Below are 21371 nucleotides of genomic sequence, written 5' to 3'. Positions count from 1 at the left end.
GGCCGCGAGCGCCCAGGGCGCGGGCGCAAGCGGCGCCGACGCGCACGCGAGCACGGCGGGCACGGCGATGCCGCCCGCCACGGCGAGGCAGGCGCGCAGCCCCCGCCTCGCGCCGCCGATGCGCAGCGTCGTGCCGCTGCGCACCCAGACGGGACGCCGGCCGGGCAGCGGCGTCCCGTCCTCGGCGTGCGCGTCCATCTCCGCGCCGCAGAGGGCGACGACCGCGTCCCGCTCGAACCGCAGGGATGCGCCCGTCATCGTAAACTCCAGCGCCGCCGCATCCGGCGCGTTCCCGACCAACAGGTTCGCCGCGCGGAGGGCGAACCCGTCGGCGGCTCCGCCGCTCACGACGCCGATGCCGCGGTACCCGAACCGGCCCGCGTCCTGCACGGTCGTGAACAGCCCGGGAGCCTCCACAACGATGCTCATCCGGATCTCCCTCCTCCTCCGTAAGCTTATATTTCTTCATTTACTTCGCATTCGCTTCCTTAGTCCCGCTTGCTCCATCTTCCCGGTCTTCCCCGGCTTCCTCCTGCGCTCGGCTTAAACGAGCCTCCAGCTCCTTATACCTCGCCGCGGACACCGGCTCGAACCTTACGCGGTCTCCCGGCAGCAGCAGACTGGCCGGCTCGCGGGCGGGATCGAACAACCGAAGCGGTGTGCGCCCGATAAGCTGCCAGCCTCCCGGCGTGGCCGCCGGATAAATCCCCGTCTGGCTCCCCGCAATTCCGACAGAACCGGCGGGAACGGCGGCTCGAGGTTCGCTTCGGCGCGGATTCTCCAGCCGTTCCGGCAAGCCGCCCAGATATGGAAACCCCGGAGCGAAGCCGATCAGATGCACCGTATACAGCGCCGAGCAGTACATGGCAACGGCCTCCTCCGGGGATAGCCCGCTTCGCCGAGCAACCTCCTCCAGGTCGGGACCGTAAGCTAGCCCGAAGCAGACGGGTATCGTCCGCAGCTCCAGCGATGCTTCCGTATGCCCCAATTCCTCCTCCAATCCCTGCAGCTGCTCATGAACCCAGGCGCAGACAAGGTCATAGGGCGAAGCGTCCGGCAGTCCGCCGCTCATACCGCTAGCCGAATGACTTGACCGTTCGGCTAATCTCCCTTCATATACCCGCCAAGGGTCGTAATAAACGGTAACCGTCGTATAAGCGCGCGCCCACTCCGTAATCGCGGGATTGCGGCAGCGGTCCAGGCGGCGGACGGTACCGTCCACTCTCAGCCGGGTTCTCTCCCCGATGGTCCCGTCCCAACGGATGACGACCGCCGCCTCACCTAGCGGATACAGCTCATAACCCTTGCCGGGTTCGGCGAAGCTCATGCCCGGAAGCCCCGCTGCGTCAGCCAGGCCGCGCAGGCCTCCGTCCAGGCGCCGGCCGGATGTTCTTCGGCCAGCCCCAGACCGTGCCTGCCGCTTTCGTATACATGAAGCTCGAACGGTACTTGCTTCTTCCTGAGTGCTGCCGCAAACATGAGCGCGTTCTCGACGGGAACCGACGCGTCGTCCGCCGTATGCCATATAAACGCAGGCGGTGTTTGCTCCGTCACCAGCAGCTCGCCGGACAACTGCTTCGCCTGCTCCTGTTCGGCGTTCTCGCCCAGCAGGTTGTCCCTGGAGCCGGTATGAGCCATTTCGGTCAGGCTAATTACCGGATAGCAAAGAATGAGCAGATCCGGCCGCGAGCTGAGCCGCTCGATCGGGTCGGCCGCTTCCTTGCCGTAATCAAACTGCGTGCCTGCCGTTGAAGCCAGATGGCCGCCGGCTGAAAATCCGAGCAGGCCGACGCGGCTCGGATCGATATTCCACGCTTCCGCATTATGCCGAACCGTCCGTATGGCGCGCTGCGCATCCATCCAAGGCTGCGGATGCCGGTAAGGCGCCACCCGATAATGAACGACGAACGCCGAAATCCCGAGACCGTTCAACCAGCGGGCGACCGGTTCTCCCTCATGCGCCGCCCTGCGGGCATACCCGCCTCCCGGGCATACGATCACCGCCGCTCTCGGGCCTCCTCCTTCTACGAGATACGGAACCAGCGTCGGCTTGTCTTCTTCCGTCTGTCCGAGAGCCCCCGGCGTTCCCTCCGGCCAAAGCAGCAATGACGGCATAATGAAATTCCTCCCTTTTCCAAAACTATAATAAAATCATACTATAATACGGGATCGGATTAAAGACCTGAAGCAAGCACGCGTTCTTGTAAGGAAAGGAAGCTGATGTACATGGAGCTGTTAAAGAAAAAATATTGCGGGAAGGCATCGTTCTAAACGAGAGCATGCTGAAGGTGGACGCCTTCCTGAACCACCAGATGGACCCTCAGCTCATGCAGGCCATCGGCACCAGGTTCGCAGAATGCTTCCGGGACCATAACATAACGAAGGTGCTGACGATCGAATCGTCCGGAATCGCCCCGGCGCTTATGACCGCCATGAGCCTTGGTATTCCCATGCTGTTCGCCCGCAAAAAAAAGTCGCTCACCCTGCAGGACGACCTCTACACCGAACGGGTGTATTCGTTCACCAAGCAGGAAACGAGCGACATTACCGTTTCCAAACGTTATATCGGACCGAATGATACCGTATTGATTGTGGATGACTTCCTTGCAAACGGAGAAGCCGCCTTCGGACTGTGCCGGATTGCCGAGCAGGCCGGGGCCAGAGTCGCGGGAATCGGCATCGTGATCGAAAAATCATTCCAGCCCGGCCGTAAGAAGCTGACAGATGCCGGGTACCGGGTCGAATCGCTGGCACGCATCGCTTCGCTCGGCAATCATCGCGTCACCTTCGCCGAAGAAACGGATTAGCCGGCTCCGGCCATCCATTTCTTCCCCCGCCGATAGCCGGCGAACGGCCCGGTTCTCGTCAGCGCTTCCCGTCCCACACCACTTCCCAGTTACGGTTCAACGCCGCCTCGATTGTTCCTTTATCCATAATATAGCCTGCCAGCAGCTCCGCCATATCCGTCGGAATGTCCTTGACTACCGTCTTGCCTTGGAACATCGGATAATTGCCGCCTCCGCCCGCGCGGTAATTGTTCATCACCACATCATATTCCGCCGCCGGCTTGATCGGCTGGCCTTCATAATTCAGAAGTACGACCCTTTCCCCTACCGGGCGGGAAATATTAAGCCTGTACTCGATCCCTTCCCACATATCGTAGTTGTAATGCTGAGGCTTCGGATCGCTGAATTCAGCGCTGATATGAATCGGCCCCTCACCGTCGTATCTGGCAAAATAAGAAGCCGACCGCTCCAGGGCGTCTTTAATGTCCTGCCCCGTAACGCGAATGACCTGTAACGTGTTCGGATAGATGTAATTGGATACAATATCCCGCATCGTAATATGCTCCGGAAACCCGGGAGATATGTTATCGAACAGCGCGGTATTGGAGATCGGCGCTCCCGACAGCTCCATCTGTACGCGGTTAATGAATTCGATCAGGGGATGCTCCTGCAGCCGGACCTGCATCGGATCGGTGACTTTCATATCGCCCATGAGGCGGCCGATCGGCTGATCGAGCCAGGTCTGGGCAAGCTCCTCATGCGGCTTCACGAGTGCCAGTACCGCCGGATCCGCTTCCGCTCCCTGCGCGGGCAGGAGCTCGGAGGTTTTCCGCGTCACGGTCCACCGGCCCTCCCGCTTCTCCAGCGTCAGATCAACCTTGCCAATGAACGCCCCCGCGCTGCCGGGCTGGACGACCAAGACGCCATTCACCTCGGTCCCGGACAGCATCCGGTGCTGGTGGCCCGTGAGCAGCACATCGAAGCCAGGCACCTCCCGGCAGATAGCATAGCCCTGATTCTCACCCGTTAACGGTTCGGTCGGCTCCCCCGTTTCCAGGCCTCGTTCAAAACCGCCATGATAAGAAACGATAACGACGTCGGCCCGCTCTTCTTCGCGCAGCCGCTTCACCCAGCGTTGTGCCGACTCCAGCGCGTCCTCGAACCGGAGCCCCCGAATATGTTCCGCCTTCTCCCAATTAGGGATGTAGTGCGTCGTCAGGCCCAGTAAGGCCACCCTCAAGCCGCCGTCGAACGTTTTGACGAGATATGGCTTTCCAAAAAAAGGCTCACCTGTCGATTCATCGACAATATTGGCGCTCAGCCAAGGGAAATTCGACTCCCTTACCGCTTTGCCCAGCAGCTCGGGACCGTAATTGAATTCATGGTTGCCGATCACCGCGGCATCGTACTCCAGCTCGTTCAAGGCCTGCACCATCGGGTTGTCCGTTTCCACATTCAGCCGGGCGTGATGGTATGCCAGCGGCGTTCCCTGAATAAGATCCCCGTTGTCTACAAGCAGCAAAGGCCCGCCCTTGCGGCGTTCTTCCCGAATACGGCTCGCAAGCCTCGCAAATCCGTATTCCGTCGCTTGGTTATTTGCATATTGGATCGGAAGCATATGCCCGTGCAGGTCGCTCGTTTCCAAAATGGTCAAATTCAGCATTTCCGCCATTTCTATCGTTCAACTCCGTTTTCTTGAATTGCTTTCACTATACCAAATTTAGGACAAAAGAAACAATTATTCGAGATATTATGGGAAATTATGACAACAATTCTAACGACTTCACAATTTTTTTACTGTAGGCTTGGTACAACATGTGATATAGTAATTATTGTATTTTGATTCAAGCCCATATTATTAGGAGGTCAATTTTTCATGATCAAGAAGTTTGCGGCCATTTCCATGGCCCTGGTACTGACTGCGGGTATTGCCGTAGGCTGCGGCAAAACACAAGAGAAAACACCGGCAGCTCCGTCACCAAGCGATAACAAACCGGCAGCACAAGGCTTCGTTCCGAAGGAGCTGCGCGTGCAATTCGTTCCTTCCCAGAATGCCGAAACGCTGGAAGCCAAAGCGAAGCCGCTCGAGAAGCTGCTTAGCGCGCGTCTGAACATTCCGGTGAAGGTCAGCGTATCGACCGACTACAACACCGTTATCGAAGCGATGGCTTCCAAGCAAGTCGATGTAGGCTTCCTGCCTCCGACGAACTATGTAGTTGCTCACGATACGAAGAAAGCCGCCGATCTGCTGCTGCAAGCTACCCGCCTCGGCGTAGACGATGCAACCGGCCAATCGACCAAAGACCTGGTAGATTTCTACAAATCGATGATTATCGTTAAAGCCGATTCCCCGATTAAAGACATTAAAGACCTCAAAGGCAAGAAAATCGGCTGGCAAGGTACGACTTCCGCAGCAGGTTACACTTACCCGGCGCTTCTGCTGAAGAAGAACGGTATCGACCCGCAAACGGACGTTCAAGGCATTCAGTTCCAAGGTCATGACAAAGCCGTTATCGGCCTGCTGAACGGACAAGTCGATGCCGTAGCGGTGTTCCAAGACGCTCGCGTCACCGTGCAAAAGGACTTCCCGGACGTATTCAAAAATACGCGCGTACTTTCCTTCACGGATAAAATCCCGAACGACACGATCAGCGTACGCAGCGATATGGACCAAGAATGGCGCAAGAAAATTTCCGATGCATTCATCGCAATCGGCAATGACCCTGAAGGCCAAAAAATCATCTTCGACGTATACTCGCATAAAGGCTATGTACCAGGCAAAGACGAGAACTTCAACCTGGTTCGCGACGCCAACAAACAACTCGGCGGCAAATAATCTTGATCACCGCCGGTATGTAAGAGAAGAGCATCCGCATAAATCGGATGCTCTTCTTTTGCATGACTGGGAACCGTCTTTGTCTGCGAATCCGTTCAACGGCAGAGGTACAGATTGTTGGCCAAGGAATCGCCCACGATTAGTGAACCTAGGTTCGATACTACCAAACCTGGGTTCATTACAAACCCGGCCAGCGCGGATTTCGGAGCGTTACTGAACCAGACGACGCTACTAGCGAACCCAGGTTCATTAGTTGTACCCTTGGGTTCACTACAGCCTATTGGCCGTGTAATCGCCCGTCATTAGTGAACCTAGGTTCGATACTACCAAACCTGGATTCACTACAAACCGAGCTAACGTGAATTTCGGAGCGTTACTGAACCAGACGGCGCTACTACTCGCGAACCCAGGTTCATTAGTTGTACCCTTGGGTTCACTACAGCCTGTTGGCCGAGTGTACGCCCGTGATTGGTGTACCAAAAGCCACTGTAGTTTTAATGAACGAAACCGACGCACTTTGGTGTTACGTAGGTTGAATTTGCTCAAACAAAAGAAAAGTGTAACCGACGATGGTGGCAGCTTGTAAAGGAAAGAACATGACAGGCTTCAGTTTGGTGAGCAATAATAGCTGACTACGTGCTAAGAGCTGCAGGTTTCGTTCATATCAGTGAACCTGGCTTCACAAAGAAAACAGCCAAGTCCGGAAAAATGGACCTGGCTGTGAACGGCTTTGGCTCACACAATGCGCTTGCGAAGCCAACCCGAAATATAGTCGATGATGGATACGGTAACGATGATCCCGAGCAGGATGATGCCGACCCGGGACCAGCTGTGCCCGTTGATCGCGAAAATCATCGGGGTACCGATGCCTCCGGCCCCGATAATGCCAAGGAGCGTCGCGGAACGGACGTTAATCTCGAAGCGGAAGAGCGCATAGGACAAGAAATCCGGCAGCACCTGCGGAATGACCGCGTAAGCCAGCGTCTGCCACCGGTTCGCACCGCTGGCCGTAAGCGCTTCGGTAGGCCCCATATCCATGTTCTCAATAGCCTCGGCGTACAGCTTGCCCAGCATCCCTACCGAGTGCAGGCCGAGCGCAAGAACGCCTGCATAAGCGCCCGGTCCGACGGACTTGATGAAGATGATCGCCATAATGACTTCCGGAATCGTACGGATAATGCTCAGTGTGATCTTCCCGCTGCCGGAGATCATCCGCGAACGGCTCATATTCGCGGCCGCCCAGAAGGCGAACGGCAAACAAACGACGGCGGACACGAAGTTGCCAAGGTACGATATGGAAAGGGTCATAAGCATGTTGCGCAGCAGGTCCTCTCCTTCTCTGATGTACACGTAGCTCCAATCCGGATTCAGCATGCCTTTGAACATATTGCGGGTCATCACCTTGGCTGTTTCCTGAATGCCCTCGAAGTGAACGCCTCGGACCGACCATATGAACAGGAACAGCACGGCAGCTGCGCCAAGCAGCATGAAGAACCGCGCTTTTTGCGGAGATATCGGCTTGTTCGAGCCTTTCAGCAGCAAGGATCGGATGCGTGTGCTGACCAAGTCAATGACTATTACGAAGAGCAAAGTATAGAAGATAATGACAAAAGCTTGATCGTAACGGAACATATCGAGCACGTTGTGCAGCAGCAAGCCGATTCCTCCGGCGCCTACGAGACCGAGGATCGCAGATGCCCGGATGCTGACTTCAAACGTATACAGCAGATGCGCAAGGAAGGTCGGAGCCACTTGCGGCAGCACTCCGAATCGAATCCACTGCAGCTTATTGGCCCCTACGGCCGTCATCGCTTCCATGGGACCCGGATCGATCGCTTCAATGGATTCATACATGAGCTTGGACAAGATCCCGTACGTGAACAGGAACAGCGCGAGCGTACCCGCGGCAGGACCGAAGCCGACGATGATCGCGAAGAGCGCGGCGTAGAGCAGATCCGGAATCGTCCGGATCAGGTTCATCAGAAGTCGCGCCGGCATGCTGATCCAGGCCAGCCGGGTGACGTTGCGTGCAGCGAAGAGCGACGTCGGGAAGGCGAACAGCGCGCCGAACAGCGTTCCGAGCACCGCCATCTGAATCGTTTCTTGCATCGGCTTGATGATTTTCGAGCCGAAGGCCCAATCCGGCGGGAACATTTCCATCAAGAAATTTCCGATCTGAGGGAAGCCTTCCACCAGCTTCGTCAAGGTCGCTTCCGTCTGATACGCGCTGGCGAACAGCAGGGCAACCAGAAGAACGATCCATAAATACAATTTCATTCGGGAAGGCGGGAGTGCAGTGTTACGAGATCTCAACGGGAACCCTCCCCAAGCAGCTCGTCCTTCTTAATTTCCCGGCCGTAAATGGCCGCGAAGGCTTCGTCGGTCGCCTCCGATACCGGACCGTCGAAGACCAGCTTGCCCGCGCGCAGTCCGATGATCCGGGTAGCGTATTCCCGGGCCAAATCAATAAAATGAAGGTTCACAATCGTCGTAATGCCCAGCTCCTGGTTGATCCGCTTGAGATCGTCCATGACCTGGCGTGTCGTAAGCGGGTCCAAGGAAGCGACCGGCTCATCCGCGAGAATAATCTTGGCCTCCTGAGCCAAAGCGCGGGCAATCGAAACCCGCTGCTGCTGTCCTCCGGACAGCTCGTCCGACCGAGCATAGGCCTTCTCCCGAATGTTGACGCGTTCGAGCGCTTTCAACGCGAGCTCCACATCGTGCTTCGGGAACAAGCCCAACAACGTCCGGATCGTAGAATGATATCCTACCCGACCCGACAGCACGTTCCGTAGTACGGATGAACGCTTAACCAGGTTGAAGCTTTGGAAGATCATCCCGATATCCCGGCGAAAACGGCGCAGCTCGGCCCCCTTGGCCGCCGTAATGGAACGCCTGTCAATCAGAATTTGACCGTCGGTAATTTCATGCAGCCGGTTGATTGAACGAAGCAAGGTAGATTTACCGGCTCCGGAGAGACCGACGATCACGACGAATTCGCCTTTCTCAATCGTCAAATTAATATGATCAAGACCGATCGTACCATTGGAGTAAACCTTCGACACATTCTGAAATTCGATCATAGTTAAACTTATTAACCCCTTTTATGTAATATAGGTCCAACATTACTTTTTTCGACATCAAACGTCTTTCTCCTTTTCCAGCTTCATTATTTTTATGTAAAGACCTTCACCAACCAGAAAATCAGATAGGCCCCTGGAAGAAGGAGTACCTGCGCCAACAGTGTGCCCGCCCACCGGGAGAGCATCAGAAGACCGAACATCTTGCTCATATCCTCCGTATGACCTTTCTCGTTCATCGCCTTGTCCATCAAGAGAGCGACCTGGGGATCGACAAACACGGTGAGCAGAATCGTAGCGATCCCGTTGATCAGCCCGGAGGACATCGAAGCCGTCATCCGATGCTCGGGTATGAGGGTTGAGGCGAACAACGAGCACAGCACCCCCACCGTATAAATGCCGGTAACCGCGGCGTTGACAAGCAGCAGCCGTTTCGGAATCCCTCCTGCCCGAAGCCGCTTCAACATCTCCAGCCGGGGATAGCGGACATGATGCTTTACCTGCCGGAGCTGCTCCACCGTCACGGATGTCGCAACCATCCGAGGAATAGAACCTGCCGCTTCCAGCTTGGAGATCAACCGCACCGCGAGCCTCACGGCGGTGGGAAACAGTGCAATCGAGAGCAGCGTCCCTCCGGAGGCGGATAAAATGATGAAATGAAACCACGTTTCGAGGGGCATTGACGGATCGGATATGGCCGCGTCCACCATATGTCCCGTAGTAATGCCCTGTACCATGTTCGAGGTTCGGGAGACCAGCACGATAACGCCGGTCAGCGATAACGCCACCGCCAGCTTCCGGGCGCGGACGCCTCCCAAGCGGACGGCATAGGACAAGGTCTCCGACGCGTAGATGACAAACGTCAGCATACAGGTGATGATCAGCATCATCATGATGTTCCGGCGGCTCCTTCCAGCTGCTCCAAGTCGCGGCGAACTTGTTCCGCCAGCAGCTCGGCCAGCTTCAGCAGCTCCGCGATTCGTTCTTCTGTCCACTCCCCTTTATGGTGTATACTGTAACTATCGGCCTGTTCGCTATAGCGATGGATGTCCTTACAGCCTACCGTCAGAGCCATTCCCTTCAGGGCATGGGCATATCGATAGACGCTTTCGCCCAAGCTGTCCGCCGGAAGCAGCCCGCGGCTCCATTCGCTGATCTCGCCTTGAAGCTTCACCGTCCGCTCCACTGCATCCTGCAGGAAAATGCGCTTCGAGCGGAGCACAATTTGCTGAAGCCGTCTTATCTTGTCTTCGTTTGGGGATGAAGCCATTCTCGCTCAACTCCCTATTCCAATGATAAATGCTTGCTATTATTCCTTAAGGATGTGGTCCCAAGATGAATCTGAAACCCATTGCGCTTGTCGATGACAGCTCGCCGTTCTGTCTGCTCGTCAAGCAAATTTTCGAGGACCGGTACGAGGTCGATACTTATGCGACAGCTACGGATTTCCTGACCATGATGTCCCGGGTATCGCGCTACGCCCTTATCATCCTCGATATCAATATGCCGGGCATGGACGGATTGGAGGCACTGGAGAAGCTGAAGAAGAGCCCCGCTACCCGCTCTATTCCTACTCTGCTCCTCACCGCGGATGCCCGCAAGGATACTGTCATTCGGGGAATGAAGCTGGGTGCTCAGGATTACATGGTGAAGCCGATCGATCCGGCAGCGCTGGAGGAACGAGTAGCCGTGCTGCTCGGAGAAACGCTTCTGAGGGTGGAGGATTAGATTAGGGTACATTACATAGAATGCGGTCCGCCGGCTGGGCTACCTATGCCGACGGACCGCTTCTTTTCGTTGCACAAAAGGCTTTCCTATCCTCCGGCTACGTCCCTTCGGGTAAAGATCAGCCAAGACACGGCATAGAACACGAGCCAGTAGATCACCAGCACCGTGATGGAGAAGCCCAGCGTCATGCCGGATAGCAGGGGCATGCCTCCGCCGGAGTAGTGGCTTAAATCCGTATTGGCGAATAGCAAATATTTAACCCAAGTGTATTTGAGGGAGGCCAGCACCATGACGATGGAATTCGCCGTCAGCATCAAGAAGATCGATAATCCGATCGCCAGCGAGCTGCTGCGGAACGCGGCGGAGATCATGAACGCCAGCGTCACCGCCATAACCATCTCAACCGCCTTGAATCCGTACGCTTGCAGAATGAGCTTGAACGTCGATTCCGGGCTTACGGCCCCGCTCACTCCGAATAAAACCAGCCCTACGAGATAAGAGACGATGACCAGCAGCAGCAGGAGCACGGCCAGGAAGAGCAGCACGGAGATATATTTGGCCAGCAATATTTTCCCTCGCGAGACGGGCCGGATGAGCAGCAGCTTGATCGTTCCCCACGTATATTCCGCCGCAACGCTATCCCCCGCCACAATCACGGCGAAGATAAACGCCAAACCCGTTATATTCGTCGTGAACGACATGAATTGGAGCACATGATTCATGCCGGTCTCCACGACATATTTCATCAGGATGGCCATCGCAATGACGGCCAGCACGAGAATTCCCAGCATGATCCAAGTCCGTACCCGTGCATAAATTTTCATTTGTTCATTCTGAATTAACCTGAGTAGGCTAGTCAATCCGATTCCCCCTCGTCACCTCGAGGAACTGCTCCTCCAGCGTCTTGATCTGCGCACGGATGCCGTATACGGCTATGCCGGCGGCGACCAGCTTCGCATTGAGCGCAGCCGCCTCCCTGCGGTTCGCCAGCTCTACGATGAGCTGCGAGCCCACGCCGAGCCGAGCCTCTTTCCCGGTCAAGCGGAGCGCGGCCTCCGGCGAATCGACGTCGAACCATACCTCGATCCGTTCCTCTTCGCTTTGCGCCTCCTTGAAGGACCTGACGTCCAGCAGCCGTCCGTTCTGGATGATGGCCACGCGGTCGCACATGAGCTCCATCTCCGACAGCAGATGGCTCGAGACGATTACCGCAAGCCCTTCCTCCCGGGCGAGCTGACGCAAATAGTCGCGCAGCTCCCGTATGCCCTCCGGGTCCAGGCCGTTCGTCGGCTCATCGAGCACGAGCACCGCCGGACGGTGCAGAATCGCCTGCGCTACCCCGAGCCGCTGCCGCATCCCCAGGGAGTACGTCTTCACTTTATCGTGAATGCGGTTTTCCAGCCGGACGAGCCTGACGACCTCATCAATTCGCGTCTTCTCTACATCCGGCATCATTCTGGCAAAATGAACGAGGTTCTGGTATCCGCTCATGAAGCCGTAAAACTCCGGATTTTCAACAATCGCCCCCACATGCACCATCGCCTGCTCAAACTGCCGATTCACGCTTAACCCCTTGATCAGCACTTCGCCGCCGGTCATGGAGATCAGCCCGACCATCATCCGGATGGTCGTCGTTTTTCCCGCCCCGTTCGGTCCGAGGAAGCCGAAAACTTCGCCGGGCCGGACTTCGAAGCTCAGCTCGTCGACTATTGTTTTGGAGCCTATTTTTTTCGTTACCGATTGCAGCTGTACTACCGCGGTATCGTCCATATTACCTCCATATCGCAAATAACGCCGATTCATATCATTGTCAGTGTCCGCCCTAGCGGACAGGAAAAGTATACCATAAGGAACGGGCATGACCAAGTAATGCGAATATGTTTTGCATTATTACTGAAAACCATTTCATTCCTTGTTTATGTCTATTCCGTGTCAATCTGCCGTCCGATGCTTCATCCCCGGCTAACCGGGTTAAATAAACCGCGGCGATCCATCTTAAACTAGTTTTTCAAAATCATAGGTTTATAACCTAGCAAATCGGGCAATTCTATGACTATCACTTCTAATTATTCTAGAGGAGGATCACCATAATGAATGTTCGAAAAATGCTTGCGGGATGCATCCCGCTCTTCATTCTCATGCTGCTTGCCGGCTCCATGACGGCATTCGCCTATAACGCGGACGACGACCCTGCGGAGGCGCTGCCGGATCCGGCTTTCGTCGCCCGAATGATCGGACCCGTGCTTCCGCCGCCGGTGGAATCTTCACCTGCCGAGCTCCCCGCCCGCTTGCAATATCAGGTTGCGGCCGGGGATACATTATACAAAATTGCCAGATCCTTCGGTATTTCCGTATCGGATCTCGTTGCCGAGAATGCTCTGTCCGACCCGAATCAGCTTTCTATCGGCGACAGGCTTCAGATTCCACCGCTGAATGAGGGAATAGCGCTGCCGTCGGGGCAAACCGCGCTCATCCACCAGGTCATGACAACAACGCTGACCGCCTACACAGCCGGCTTCGAATCTACGGGCAAGACTCCGAACAGCTCCGGCTACGGCATTACCTATAGCGGCAGCAAAGCGGAAGAAGGAAGAACGATCGCCGTCGATCCGTCCGTCATTCCGATCGGCTCGAAAGTTTTCATCGATGGGATCGGCGTGCGTCAGGCCGAGGATATCGGCTCGGCGATCCGGGGCTCGCGAATCGATATATTTATGAAGGATTTGGCCGATGCCAGGGAGTTCGGTGTCAAGAAGAACGTCAAAGTCTATGTGCTGTCCACAGACGCGGTGTAGGCAAACGATGGATGGGTCTTGCGCGGGGCGCAAGGCCTTAACATACGCGGACGGGAGCCGCTAGCCGCCGTATTTTTGCTGCAGCTTCCGGATGCTGGCCATCAGATCGCGCCCGATGATGCCCTCAAACTGCGGATACAGCGCGTTCCAGACGCGAATCCACTCCGCTTTTTCTTCGGGAGACAAGGTTGTGATCCGAATGTCCCTGCGGCGTTCGATTTCGATCAGCTGCTCCTGATTCATCCTTATGGCGTTTTGATTCGCCCAGCTCGTCGTCTCCCGCATCGCGTCCATGATTTGTTCCTTCAAATCCGCCGGAATGCGGTCCCAGTACGATTTGTTCATCAAGACGGCATAGCCCAAATAAGAATGATCGCTCAAGGTCATGTACTTCTGCACCTGATAAAATTTCTTCGAATTGATATTAGAGATCGAATTCTCCTCTCCGTCGACCGAACCCGATTCGAGTGCGCGATATACGTCGTTGAACGGAATGGGAACCGTCTTTACATCAAGCGCGTGAAAATACGTTTCGATCACTTTGCTGGGCAGAATGCGGAATTTCAGTCCTTGGAAATCCGACGGATGCACGATCGGCCCGCGATTGCTTGTAATTTGGCGGAAGCCGTTGCCCCAATAAGCCAAGCCTACCGTGTTCTTCGCTCCGAGCTTATCGAACAGCCGCTTGCCGATTTCGCCGCTGAACGCTTCCAGAATAGCCTCGTTGCCCCGGAACGCAAACGGCAGATCCCACAAGGCGAATGCCGGGACGACCTCGGATACGTTGGAGAAAGAGGGGGCGATCATCTGCACGTTGCCCCGCATCAGCGCCTCGAATTCATCGCTTTCCGTATAGAGTACCCCATTCGGGAAAACTTCCACCTTGACCCGGCCGCCCGTCGTTTCTTTCACCCGCTGGGCAAAATGCGACGCGGCGAGCCCCTTTGGGGTATTCTCCGCGACGACATGGCTGAATTTGATGACAAGCTCTTGATCGAAGCCTGTCTGTTCATCGTCCTTGACGATCGGCGCCATGGACAGCGTCGGATAAAATCCGATGCCGGCCGCAGCGGTTAAGCCGAGCAAGACGAAGAGAATGGTTCCGAGCACGGGTTTCATTTCGCTTCCGCACCTCTCCTTCGTTGATTAGAATTTATAAGTTGTCGTAACTTATAGCTTCGCATCAACCTTGATAAACACGCTGGTCCTTGTAAGACAAGGACGGCGTAGCCGTTTATCCTGGCTTATGGCCTTAGTATACACGAAAATAATGCCGGCCGCGGAAACTCATGATTTGACGGTACCCCGGACACACTAAGGAAAAGTCGAGACGGAGGGGTTCAGGGTGTATACGAAACTTCACCTGATGCTGATCTGTACGGCATTATCGCTGATCGTTACGGGCTGTGGCGCGAAGCAGCAGCCTTCCTCGTCCAAACCGGGCGCCCAATCGCAGCAGCAGGGCAAGCAGATCGATACCCAGCTTCAGCAGCAAATGAAGATGTATCAGGAGACCAAGAAGCAGGAATTCGAGCAGCAGGCTAAAATACGGAAGGCGGAGAAAAGCCACCTGAAAAAGCTGGAAGCCGAGCAGAAGAAAACGCTCCGGCGGGAGTTCGACTTCCAGGAAAAGATGCGGAAAGGCGAGTCCTTCCGGGAAGAGAAGAAACAGGGAACATCCGGCGCCGGTGAATCCAAGGAAGGCTCCACGAAAGGAAAGGGCGCAGGGAAATCGGGCGGCTCGTCTTCGTCCAAGGATAAGAAGTCATCCGGTTAGCAGGAGAAGGACTCCAGCAGCATGTGAGGCGCGCCCTGGCACCTCTGACCCGTTACATTCGCCCGTCTTCCGGGGTATTCCCGGGATGGGCTTGTTTTGTTTTTGTTTCCATTCTCGTCAGGCCTGCGGTATGATGAAGAGAAGCTGGTATTACGGCGTATACGGATAGCGGGAAAGGAGCGGCCGAAGCAGGTGCTGCAGCGTTTGAAAATCAATTGGAAAATCGCGCTTCTTTCCTTCGGCATCGTCCTCTTCTCCTTGTGCATCGGCGGTACGATCCTTCTCGGCGGCATCGTTCGCCTGAAGGAGGAAGAGCTCGGGCGGCGGCTGCTTGTTACCGCGCGCACGGTTGCGCAAATGCCGGAGGTGCTCTCCGGCCTCGCATGGCCGGATAAGCGAAGCGGCATCCAGACGGCCGCCGAGCGCATCCGCATCATCAACGATGCCACGTACATCGTTGTGATGGACATGAACCGGTTGCGGTGGTCCCACCCGGTCGAGAGCAAAATCGGCACCCCGTCGCAGGGGACCGACGAAGGCTCGGCCTTTGCCGAGCACACGTACGTGTCCAAGGCCAAGGGGGAGCTCGGCACGGCGCTGCGCGCCTTCGTGCCGATCATGAACGCCGACCATGTTCAGGTCGGCGTCGCACTTGTCGGCCGCATCATGCCTACGGTGGGCCAGGTGCTGCTGGAGCAGAGCGGTCAGGCCTTTGCCGTGCTGCTGCTCTCGGCGCTCTTCGGCGTCTGGGGCTCATGGAAGCTCGCCCAGCACATCAAGAAGCAGATGTTCGAGCTGGAGCCGCACGAAATCGCCAGATTGCTGGTGGAGCGTACGGCGACGTTCCATGCCATGCATGAAGGCGTCATCGCCATCGATAAGAATGAGATGATCACCATTTTCAACGATAAGGCGAAGCAGATGATGCGCATCTCGGGCAACGTGATCGGCAAGCCCATTGGGGAGGTGCTCCCGGATACGCGGCTGCCGGAGATATTGCAGCTGAACCACCCGATCTATAACCAGGAGCTGAATGTGGGCGGCGCGCTGATTATGAGCAACCGGGTGCCAATCAAGGTCAACGGTCAGACGGTTGGCGCCGTGGCGATCTTCCAGGACCGGACGGAGGCCACCCGGATGGCGGAGGAGCTGACCGGAGTCAAGGCGTTTGTCGATGCGCTCCGCGTACAGAACCATGAGTATATGAACAAGCTGCATACGATCGGCGGGTTGATCCAGCTCGGCAACAAAGAGAAAGCGCTCCAATACGTGTTCGAAGTTAGCGAGCAGAAGGAGGAGCTAACCCGTTTCCTCAGCGACCGCTTCAATAACGACAGCCTGACCGGGCTGCTACTCGGCAAAATCAGCCGCGGACGAGAGCTGGGCATCGAGGTGGAGATCGACCGGCAGAGCCGTTTGGAACGGTTTCCGGAGCAGCTGAATCAGCACGACTTCGTCATCCTGCTGGGCAACCTGATCGAGAACGCCTTCGATGCGCTCCAGTCCGGTCAGGCGGACAAACGAATTTTTATCAGCATTGAACAGGACGAGGAAATTCTGTCCGTTCTGGTGGAGGATAACGGCGTCGGCATGGACCGGGCCACCCAGTCGAGAATCCGCGAACGGGGCTTTACCACCAAGGCCGAGGCCGGGGGGAGCCGCGGCATCGGGCTCTATTTGATCGACGGGATCGTCCGCAGAGGCAACGGAACGCTGCAGATCGACTCTTCCCCGGGCGAAGGCGCTTCCTTTCTCGTCTCGTTTCCTATGACAAGCAGGTATGAGCAAAGCGAGGGACATTCCATATGATTAGGCCATCTTCAAACCATCCTATACCCATAAACGTGCTTCTCGTAGAGGATGATCCCATGGTGCAGGAGGTGAACCGCCAGTTCGTCGAGCGTGTCGCCGGCTTCCGCATCGTCGGCGTCGCTTCGAGCGGCGAGGAAGGGCTCGCCATGGCCCGTGAGCAGCATCCCGACCTCATGATTCTGGACATCTTCATGCCTTTGATGGACGGTCTGGAGACGCTTAGCGTCATTCGTAAGGAGCAGCTCCCTATCGATGTGATCGTTATCAGTGCTGCGAACGATATGCGGACGATCCGGCGGATGCTTCAGAACGGCGCCGTCGACTACATCATGAAACCGTTCAAATTTGAACGGGTGAAGCAAGCGCTGGAGCAGTACAGGGCGATGAAGGCCTCCCAGGAGAAGGATCTCAGCGTCTCCCAGCAGGAGCTCGATCGGCTGCGCTACGGCGGGGAGCAGCAGCCGGGAGCCGCTCCGGCAGCGGATAACGCTCCGGCGCCGACCGAGCTGCCCAAGGGGCTTCAGGCGGTGACGCTCAAGCAGATCATCCAGTTCCTCAAGTCCAGCACGGCGCCGCTGTCCGCCGAAGAGGTCGCGGAAGGTGTCGGCATCGCCCGGGTGACCGCCCGCCGCTATCTGGATTACCTGGAGAAGAACGGCGAGCTGCGGCTGGACCTTCAGTATGGCGTCGGCCGGCCGGTGAACCGGTATTTCCTTTCTTCCCGCACAGACTGATTTGTATGCGATTCTTTAGGAGCGCGGCCACGGCCGCGTTTTTTAATTGTTCCCATGCCCAGTTCCCCACCCCATCCTGCCTTGAGACCAAAAAGATCAAAACAACCATTATGGTCAAATGATTCCCTTCTTTACTTGAAAGCGATATCATGATAACACAAAAACGTATCATTGAAAGCGGTAACCTCACCCTACTGCTAGCAAACGTTTACAAATTACTTGAAAGAAGGTTTCATCAATGAAATCAACCTGAAAAATTTAACCATACAGGTCCTTTTCACGATTATCATCGGTATCGTGATCGGCCAGTTATTACCGGAATTCGGCTCGCAGCTTAAGGTGCTCGGCGATATTTTCGTCAAATTGATCAAAATGGTTATCACACCCCGTCATATTCTTTACGATTGTCATCGGTTTCGTCAACATGGGCGATATGAAGAAAATCGGACGCATTGGCAGCAAAGCGATCCTTTATTTTGAAATCTTATGTGACACAAAAAGAATGAGGAACTTCCAATTTTAGTTTCCTTTTCAGTCCCTCGTTATAATTTCCGCATATTAAATTTGGGAAAATAATAAACTTGACCATTATTCTATAGAATATTTTTTTCAACTTGATACATTTATAAACAAAAAATAATAAAATTAAGGGTGGAATTCATGAAGATTAATTTCAAGAGTCTCACGTTTCAAGTTATTGTTGCCATGATCTTGGGTGTCTTGTTTGGGGTATTCTTTCCTACACAGGCAGGAAACATGAAGGTTTTGGCAGACATCTTCGTAAAAGCCATTAAAATGGTTATTGCTCCTATTATTTTCTTAACGATTGTCACTGGTATTGCTGGAATGGGTGACATGAAGAAAGTGGGTCGCATTGGAGGTAAAACCTTATTATATTTCGAAGTAGTCAGCACTGTTGCGTTAGCAATCGGAATCCTTTTTGCCAACGTATTTCATCCCGGTACTGGCGTAAATGCTCATTTAGCAAAAGGAGATATCACTCAATATACAAAAGCGGCAGCCGAGGGTCATGGATTCATGGATTATATCCTCGGAATCATTCCTGACAGTTTTGTAGGATCATTAGCTAAAGGGGATTTACTTCCTATACTTGTTTTAGCTGTTTTGTTTGGTGCTTCTTTGTCGGGGATGGGGGAAAGAGGAAAGGTCGTTCTTGATTTCTTTGAGAAGGTTTCCGAAGTATTCTTTAGAATCGTTAATATCATTATGTATTACTCTGCGGTTGCAGCGTTTGGTGCAATAGCTTACACCATTGGTAAGTTTGGAGTGGGTTCCTTGGTTTCCCTTGGAAAGCTATTCGCTCTTACACTTCTTTGTATGGCAGTGTTTGTAATTGTTGTTTTAGGTGCTATTGCTAAGTTTTACGGCTTTAATGTTTTCAAATTTATCGGCTACATTAAAGATGAAATCTTCCTAGTGCTTGGAACTTCTTCTTCTGAGTCTGCTTTACCTAAAATGGTGAAGAAACTTGAAGATTATGGATGCTCCAAATCGGTTGTGGGTCTTGTTATTCCAACAGGGTACTCGTTTAATCTGGATGGCACGAACATCTATCTAGCATTTTCTGCTTTGTTTATCGCACAAGCATATGGAGTCCCTTTAAGTCTTTGGCAACAAATCGTCTTACTTGGGGTTCTAATGCTAACATCTAAGGGTGCAGCAGGGGTAACAGGAGCAGGATTTATTACACTTGCAGCGACTTTAGCTGTATTCCCAAGTGTTCCAGTTGAGGGTATCGCTTTGCTTCTTGGGATCGACAGATTCATGTCTACAGCCCGTGCTATCACAAACTTAATTGGTAACGGAGTGGCTACAGTAGTCATAGCCAAAATGGAAAAAGAATTTAAGCAACCAGTTAGGGAGATTGAAGGAAATAAAGCTAGTATTAGTGCATAATTAAAAAAGCAAATACATCTATAAAAATAAGAGTATGATGAAGGATATAATTCCTGACTCATACTCTTTTCTTTATCTTAAACCAAATTTTGGCTATTGTCGGACGAAATGTTCGCGTTAATTTCAAAAGCCGGCTATATCACCCCAACCACGAAACCGAAATCCAAAAGACGTTCGGAGCCGATCTTCCGAAGCTTAAAGGTAAAGATCAGGCCAAGCTTTACTATATCAAATTTGCATCTCCGCCTCCAAAACACGCTACCGGGTTTCTCAATTAAAGCCAATAGGCGAATGGATTGGTTCAGTCTCATATCTTTGATATCCTGTGGACAACAAAGATGTCAATACGGCTTTACGCCAAGCGGATTGAGGATATCGTCAAACTGATAGAACAAATGAAAAGCAGATGGAGCAAAGCAAAAAGTCCGCAGAAGCTTATAAATTCGCAAAACAAAACGGACTATCCTTTTTGGATAGTCCGTTGCTTATGTAAGCCGCTATTTGATATGCAAAGGAAATGGTCGGGACGACACGATTTGAACATGCGACCCCCTGGTCCCAAACCAGGTGCTCTACCAAGCTGAGCTACGTCCCGTTGATAAGAAAAGTTTTTATACTTACCCTGAGTATGCGACCATTGGCCGACTGCGAAGCTTTCCTACCGAAGATTATTCTCCGACGAACTCCCTCGTTCTCATCTAACTCATGTCACTTATTTCATACGTGCCCTGAGAGATGCGGCCTTTGGCCGACTGCGAAGTAATCCTACCGAAGTTTATGCTCCGACGAACTCCTTCGTTCTCATCTAACTCATGTCATCGTATTTCATACGTGCCCTGAGAGATTCGAACTCCCGACCTTTTGATTCGTAGTCAAACGCTCTATCCGGCTGAGCTAAGGGCACAAAATAAGGATGCGGTCGAGAGGACTCGAACCTCCACGGCTGTTACACCACTAGAACCTGAATCTAGCGCGTCTGCCAATTCCGCCACGACCGCATATAAATTTGTTGGTGCGGTTGAGAGGACTCGAACCTCCACGAGCTTACGCCCACTACCCCCTCAAGATAGCGTGTCTGCCATTCCACCACAACCGCATATTCAATTGAAAAGTGAGCCATGTAGGACTCGAACCTACGACACCCTGATTAAAAGTCAGGTGCTCTACCAACTGAGCTAATGGCTCATACTATAAAATGGTGGAGGATGATGGATTCGAACCACCGAACTCGGACGAGAACAGATTTACAGTCTGCTGCGTTTGGCCACTTCGCTAATCCTCCGCATGATTGACTAAGTCAAACATGGTGGCTCGGGACGGAATCGAACCGCCGACACGAGGATTTTCAGTCCTCTGCTCTACCGACTGAGCTACCGAGCCCGATGACGTACTATTCATTAAAAAATCCCACAGAGTGGGGTCGGCTTGGCGACGTTCTACTCTCCCAGGACCCTTCGGTCCAAGTACCATCGACGCTGGAAGGCTTAACGGTCGTGTTCGGGATGGGTACGCGTGGTTCCCTTCCGCCATCATCACCAAACCTGCGCTTGCGCGCTTCAGAGCTTGCACCCTGAAAACTGGATCGAAACATTGTACTTTCGCTGAATTTTCTTTATGCTTTTGCTTTACCGGGGCCCCCGCAAAGTACTCGGAATCCGCTTCGTCAGCTTCTTCTTCACTTTGTGGATAAGCCTATGCTTCCGATGTGGTTTTGCTGTCGCAAAACCTGTAGGATAAGCCCTCGACCGATTAGTATTCGTCAGCTCCACGCGTTGCCGCGCTTCCACCCCGAACCTATCTACCTCGTCGTCTACAAGGGGTCTTACATACTGGGAAATCTCATCTTGAGGGGGGCTTCACGCTTAGATGCTTTCAGCGCTTATCCCGTCCGTACTTGGCTATCCAG

General features: G+C 54.1%; 18 protein-coding genes, 7 tRNA genes, 2 rRNA genes and 3 pseudogenes. 9 read left to right on the top strand and 21 right to left on the bottom strand.

The window, feature by feature from the left end; genetic code table 11:
- From O9H85_RS36440 to O9H85_RS36430, 3 genes and pseudogenes are all read right to left on the bottom strand, one after another.
- A pseudogene (locus O9H85_RS36440) lies at nucleotides 1–429 on the bottom strand (KipI antagonist); the annotation flags it as partial.
- Between the two features lie 40 nt (nucleotides 430–469).
- The gene (gene pxpB / locus O9H85_RS36435) at nucleotides 470–1327 is read right to left on the bottom strand and encodes a 5-oxoprolinase subunit PxpB (protein ID WP_269886231.1); all 858 of its coding nucleotides are present in this window, start codon (nucleotides 1325–1327) and stop codon (nucleotides 470–472) included.
- Nucleotides 1324–2115 carry an alpha/beta hydrolase gene (locus O9H85_RS36430; RefSeq protein WP_269886230.1) on the bottom strand — a complete coding sequence of 264 codons (792 nt, stop codon included), beginning with the start codon at nucleotides 2113–2115 and terminating at the stop codon, nucleotides 1324–1326. Before O9H85_RS36430 ends, pxpB begins: the two co-directional genes overlap by 4 nt.
- Before the next feature lie 131 nt (nucleotides 2116–2246).
- Here O9H85_RS36430 and O9H85_RS36425 point away from each other — a divergent pair, with 131 nt between their 5' ends.
- Nucleotides 2247–2807 (top strand): xanthine phosphoribosyltransferase, encoded by a 561-nt coding sequence (locus O9H85_RS36425; RefSeq protein ID WP_269886234.1) that lies wholly within the window; start codon nucleotides 2247–2249, stop codon nucleotides 2805–2807.
- Between the two features lie 58 nt (nucleotides 2808–2865).
- Here O9H85_RS36425 and O9H85_RS36420 read toward each other — a convergent pair whose 3' ends face one another.
- Entirely contained in the window at nucleotides 2866–4458 is a 1593-nt protein-coding gene (locus O9H85_RS36420; RefSeq protein WP_269886229.1) for a bifunctional metallophosphatase/5'-nucleotidase, read from the bottom strand.
- A gap of 204 nt (nucleotides 4459–4662) precedes the next feature.
- Here O9H85_RS36420 and O9H85_RS36415 point away from each other — a divergent pair, with 204 nt between their 5' ends.
- A complete protein-coding gene (locus O9H85_RS36415; protein WP_269886228.1) occupies nucleotides 4663–5622 on the top strand; it encodes a phosphate/phosphite/phosphonate ABC transporter substrate-binding protein in 960 nt (319 codons plus the stop codon).
- 735 nt (nucleotides 5623–6357) lie between these two features.
- Here the strand turns inward: O9H85_RS36415 and phnE (O9H85_RS36410) are convergent.
- From phnE (O9H85_RS36410) to O9H85_RS36390, 5 genes and pseudogenes are all read right to left on the bottom strand, one after another.
- Nucleotides 6358–7110 (bottom strand): phosphonate ABC transporter, permease protein PhnE, encoded by a 753-nt coding sequence (gene phnE, locus O9H85_RS36410; protein WP_269886233.1) that lies wholly within the window; start codon nucleotides 7108–7110, stop codon nucleotides 6358–6360.
- A 60-nt stretch (nucleotides 7111–7170) separates the two neighbouring features.
- Nucleotides 7171–7899 (bottom strand): annotated as a pseudogene (gene phnE / locus O9H85_RS36405) (phosphonate ABC transporter, permease protein PhnE); the annotation flags it as partial.
- 32 nt (nucleotides 7900–7931) lie between these two features.
- Nucleotides 7932–8705, bottom strand: a complete 774-nt coding sequence (phnC, locus tag O9H85_RS36400; protein WP_269886227.1) for a phosphonate ABC transporter ATP-binding protein — start codon at nucleotides 8703–8705, stop codon at nucleotides 7932–7934.
- Between the two features lie 92 nt (nucleotides 8706–8797).
- Nucleotides 8798–9595, bottom strand: a complete 798-nt coding sequence (locus O9H85_RS36395; protein ID WP_269886226.1) for a lipid II flippase Amj family protein — start codon at nucleotides 9593–9595, stop codon at nucleotides 8798–8800.
- Nucleotides 9592–9972 (bottom strand): Hpt domain-containing protein, encoded by a 381-nt coding sequence (locus O9H85_RS36390; protein WP_269886225.1) that lies wholly within the window; start codon nucleotides 9970–9972, stop codon nucleotides 9592–9594. Before O9H85_RS36390 ends, O9H85_RS36395 begins: the two co-directional genes overlap by 4 nt.
- A 65-nt stretch (nucleotides 9973–10037) precedes the next feature.
- Here O9H85_RS36390 and O9H85_RS36385 point away from each other — a divergent pair, with 65 nt between their 5' ends.
- The gene (locus O9H85_RS36385; protein WP_269886224.1) at nucleotides 10038–10430 is read left to right on the top strand and encodes a response regulator; all 393 of its coding nucleotides are present in this window, start codon (nucleotides 10038–10040) and stop codon (nucleotides 10428–10430) included.
- Between the two features lie 86 nt (nucleotides 10431–10516).
- Here O9H85_RS36385 and O9H85_RS36380 read toward each other — a convergent pair whose 3' ends face one another.
- Nucleotides 10517–11290: an ABC transporter permease gene (locus O9H85_RS36380; RefSeq protein ID WP_269886223.1), complete on the bottom strand. Its 774-nt coding sequence runs from the start codon at nucleotides 11288–11290 to the stop codon at nucleotides 10517–10519.
- Nucleotides 11283–12200, bottom strand: coding sequence for an ABC transporter ATP-binding protein (locus O9H85_RS36375; RefSeq protein WP_269886222.1), 918 nt, complete (start codon nucleotides 12198–12200; stop codon nucleotides 11283–11285). The genes O9H85_RS36380 and O9H85_RS36375 overlap by 8 nt, the downstream gene beginning before the upstream one ends.
- A 320-nt stretch (nucleotides 12201–12520) precedes the next feature.
- Between O9H85_RS36375 and O9H85_RS36370 the strand changes: the two genes are divergently transcribed.
- The gene (locus tag O9H85_RS36370; RefSeq protein ID WP_269886221.1) at nucleotides 12521–13225 is read left to right on the top strand and encodes a 3D domain-containing protein; all 705 of its coding nucleotides are present in this window, start codon (nucleotides 12521–12523) and stop codon (nucleotides 13223–13225) included.
- A gap of 60 nt (nucleotides 13226–13285) precedes the next feature.
- On the opposite strand, the gene O9H85_RS36365 is transcribed toward O9H85_RS36370, so the two are convergent.
- Entirely contained in the window at nucleotides 13286–14344 is a 1059-nt protein-coding gene (locus tag O9H85_RS36365) for a DctP family TRAP transporter solute-binding subunit (RefSeq protein ID WP_269886220.1), read from the bottom strand.
- Nucleotides 14345–14570: 226 nt separating this feature from the next.
- Here O9H85_RS36365 and O9H85_RS36360 point away from each other — a divergent pair, with 226 nt between their 5' ends.
- The 5 genes and pseudogenes from O9H85_RS36360 (at nucleotide 14571) to dctA (ending at nucleotide 19465) form a co-directional block, all read left to right on the top strand.
- Entirely contained in the window at nucleotides 14571–15002 is a 432-nt protein-coding gene (locus O9H85_RS36360; RefSeq protein ID WP_269886219.1) for a hypothetical protein, read from the top strand.
- 192 nt (nucleotides 15003–15194) lie between these two features.
- Nucleotides 15195–16811 (top strand): ATP-binding protein, encoded by a 1617-nt coding sequence (locus O9H85_RS36355; RefSeq protein WP_269886232.1) that lies wholly within the window; start codon nucleotides 15195–15197, stop codon nucleotides 16809–16811.
- Nucleotides 16808–17548 (top strand): response regulator, encoded by a 741-nt coding sequence (locus O9H85_RS36350; RefSeq protein WP_269886218.1) that lies wholly within the window; start codon nucleotides 16808–16810, stop codon nucleotides 17546–17548. The genes O9H85_RS36355 and O9H85_RS36350 overlap by 4 nt, the downstream gene beginning before the upstream one ends.
- A gap of 234 nt (nucleotides 17549–17782) precedes the next feature.
- A pseudogene (locus O9H85_RS36345) lies at nucleotides 17783–18035 on the top strand (cation:dicarboxylate symporter family transporter); the annotation flags it as partial.
- A gap of 173 nt (nucleotides 18036–18208) precedes the next feature.
- Complete coding sequence (gene dctA, locus O9H85_RS36340) at nucleotides 18209–19465, top strand: C4-dicarboxylate transporter DctA (RefSeq protein ID WP_269886217.1); 1257 nt, start codon at nucleotides 18209–18211, stop codon at nucleotides 19463–19465.
- 518 nt (nucleotides 19466–19983) lie between these two features.
- On the opposite strand, the gene O9H85_RS36335 is transcribed toward dctA, so the two are convergent.
- From O9H85_RS36335 to O9H85_RS36295, 9 genes are all read right to left on the bottom strand, one after another.
- Nucleotides 19984–20060 (bottom strand) — tRNA-Pro (locus O9H85_RS36335).
- A gap of 235 nt (nucleotides 20061–20295) precedes the next feature.
- Nucleotides 20296–20369 (bottom strand) — tRNA-Arg (locus O9H85_RS36330).
- 10 nt (nucleotides 20370–20379) lie between these two features.
- A tRNA-Leu gene (locus O9H85_RS36325) sits at nucleotides 20380–20463 on the bottom strand.
- A 12-nt stretch (nucleotides 20464–20475) separates the two neighbouring features.
- A tRNA-Leu gene (locus O9H85_RS36320) sits at nucleotides 20476–20561 on the bottom strand.
- A gap of 16 nt (nucleotides 20562–20577) precedes the next feature.
- Nucleotides 20578–20650: transfer RNA gene (locus tag O9H85_RS36315), tRNA-Lys, on the bottom strand.
- An 11-nt stretch (nucleotides 20651–20661) separates the two neighbouring features.
- A tRNA-Tyr gene (locus tag O9H85_RS36310) sits at nucleotides 20662–20747 on the bottom strand.
- Between the two features lie 22 nt (nucleotides 20748–20769).
- A tRNA-Phe gene (locus O9H85_RS36305) sits at nucleotides 20770–20845 on the bottom strand.
- A gap of 43 nt (nucleotides 20846–20888) precedes the next feature.
- Nucleotides 20889–21005 (bottom strand): 5S ribosomal RNA (gene rrf / locus O9H85_RS36300).
- Nucleotides 21006–21194: 189 nt separating this feature from the next.
- Nucleotides 21195–21371, bottom strand: a 23S ribosomal RNA gene (locus O9H85_RS36295); the annotation flags it as partial.

It is taken from the genome of Paenibacillus gyeongsangnamensis (assembly GCF_027533625.1).
GTDB lineage: Bacteria > Bacillota > Bacilli > Paenibacillales > NBRC-103111 > Paenibacillus_G > Paenibacillus_G gyeongsangnamensis.
Note: the sequence above shows the minus strand (reverse complement) of the source record. Positions and strands in the feature narration are given on the sequence as shown.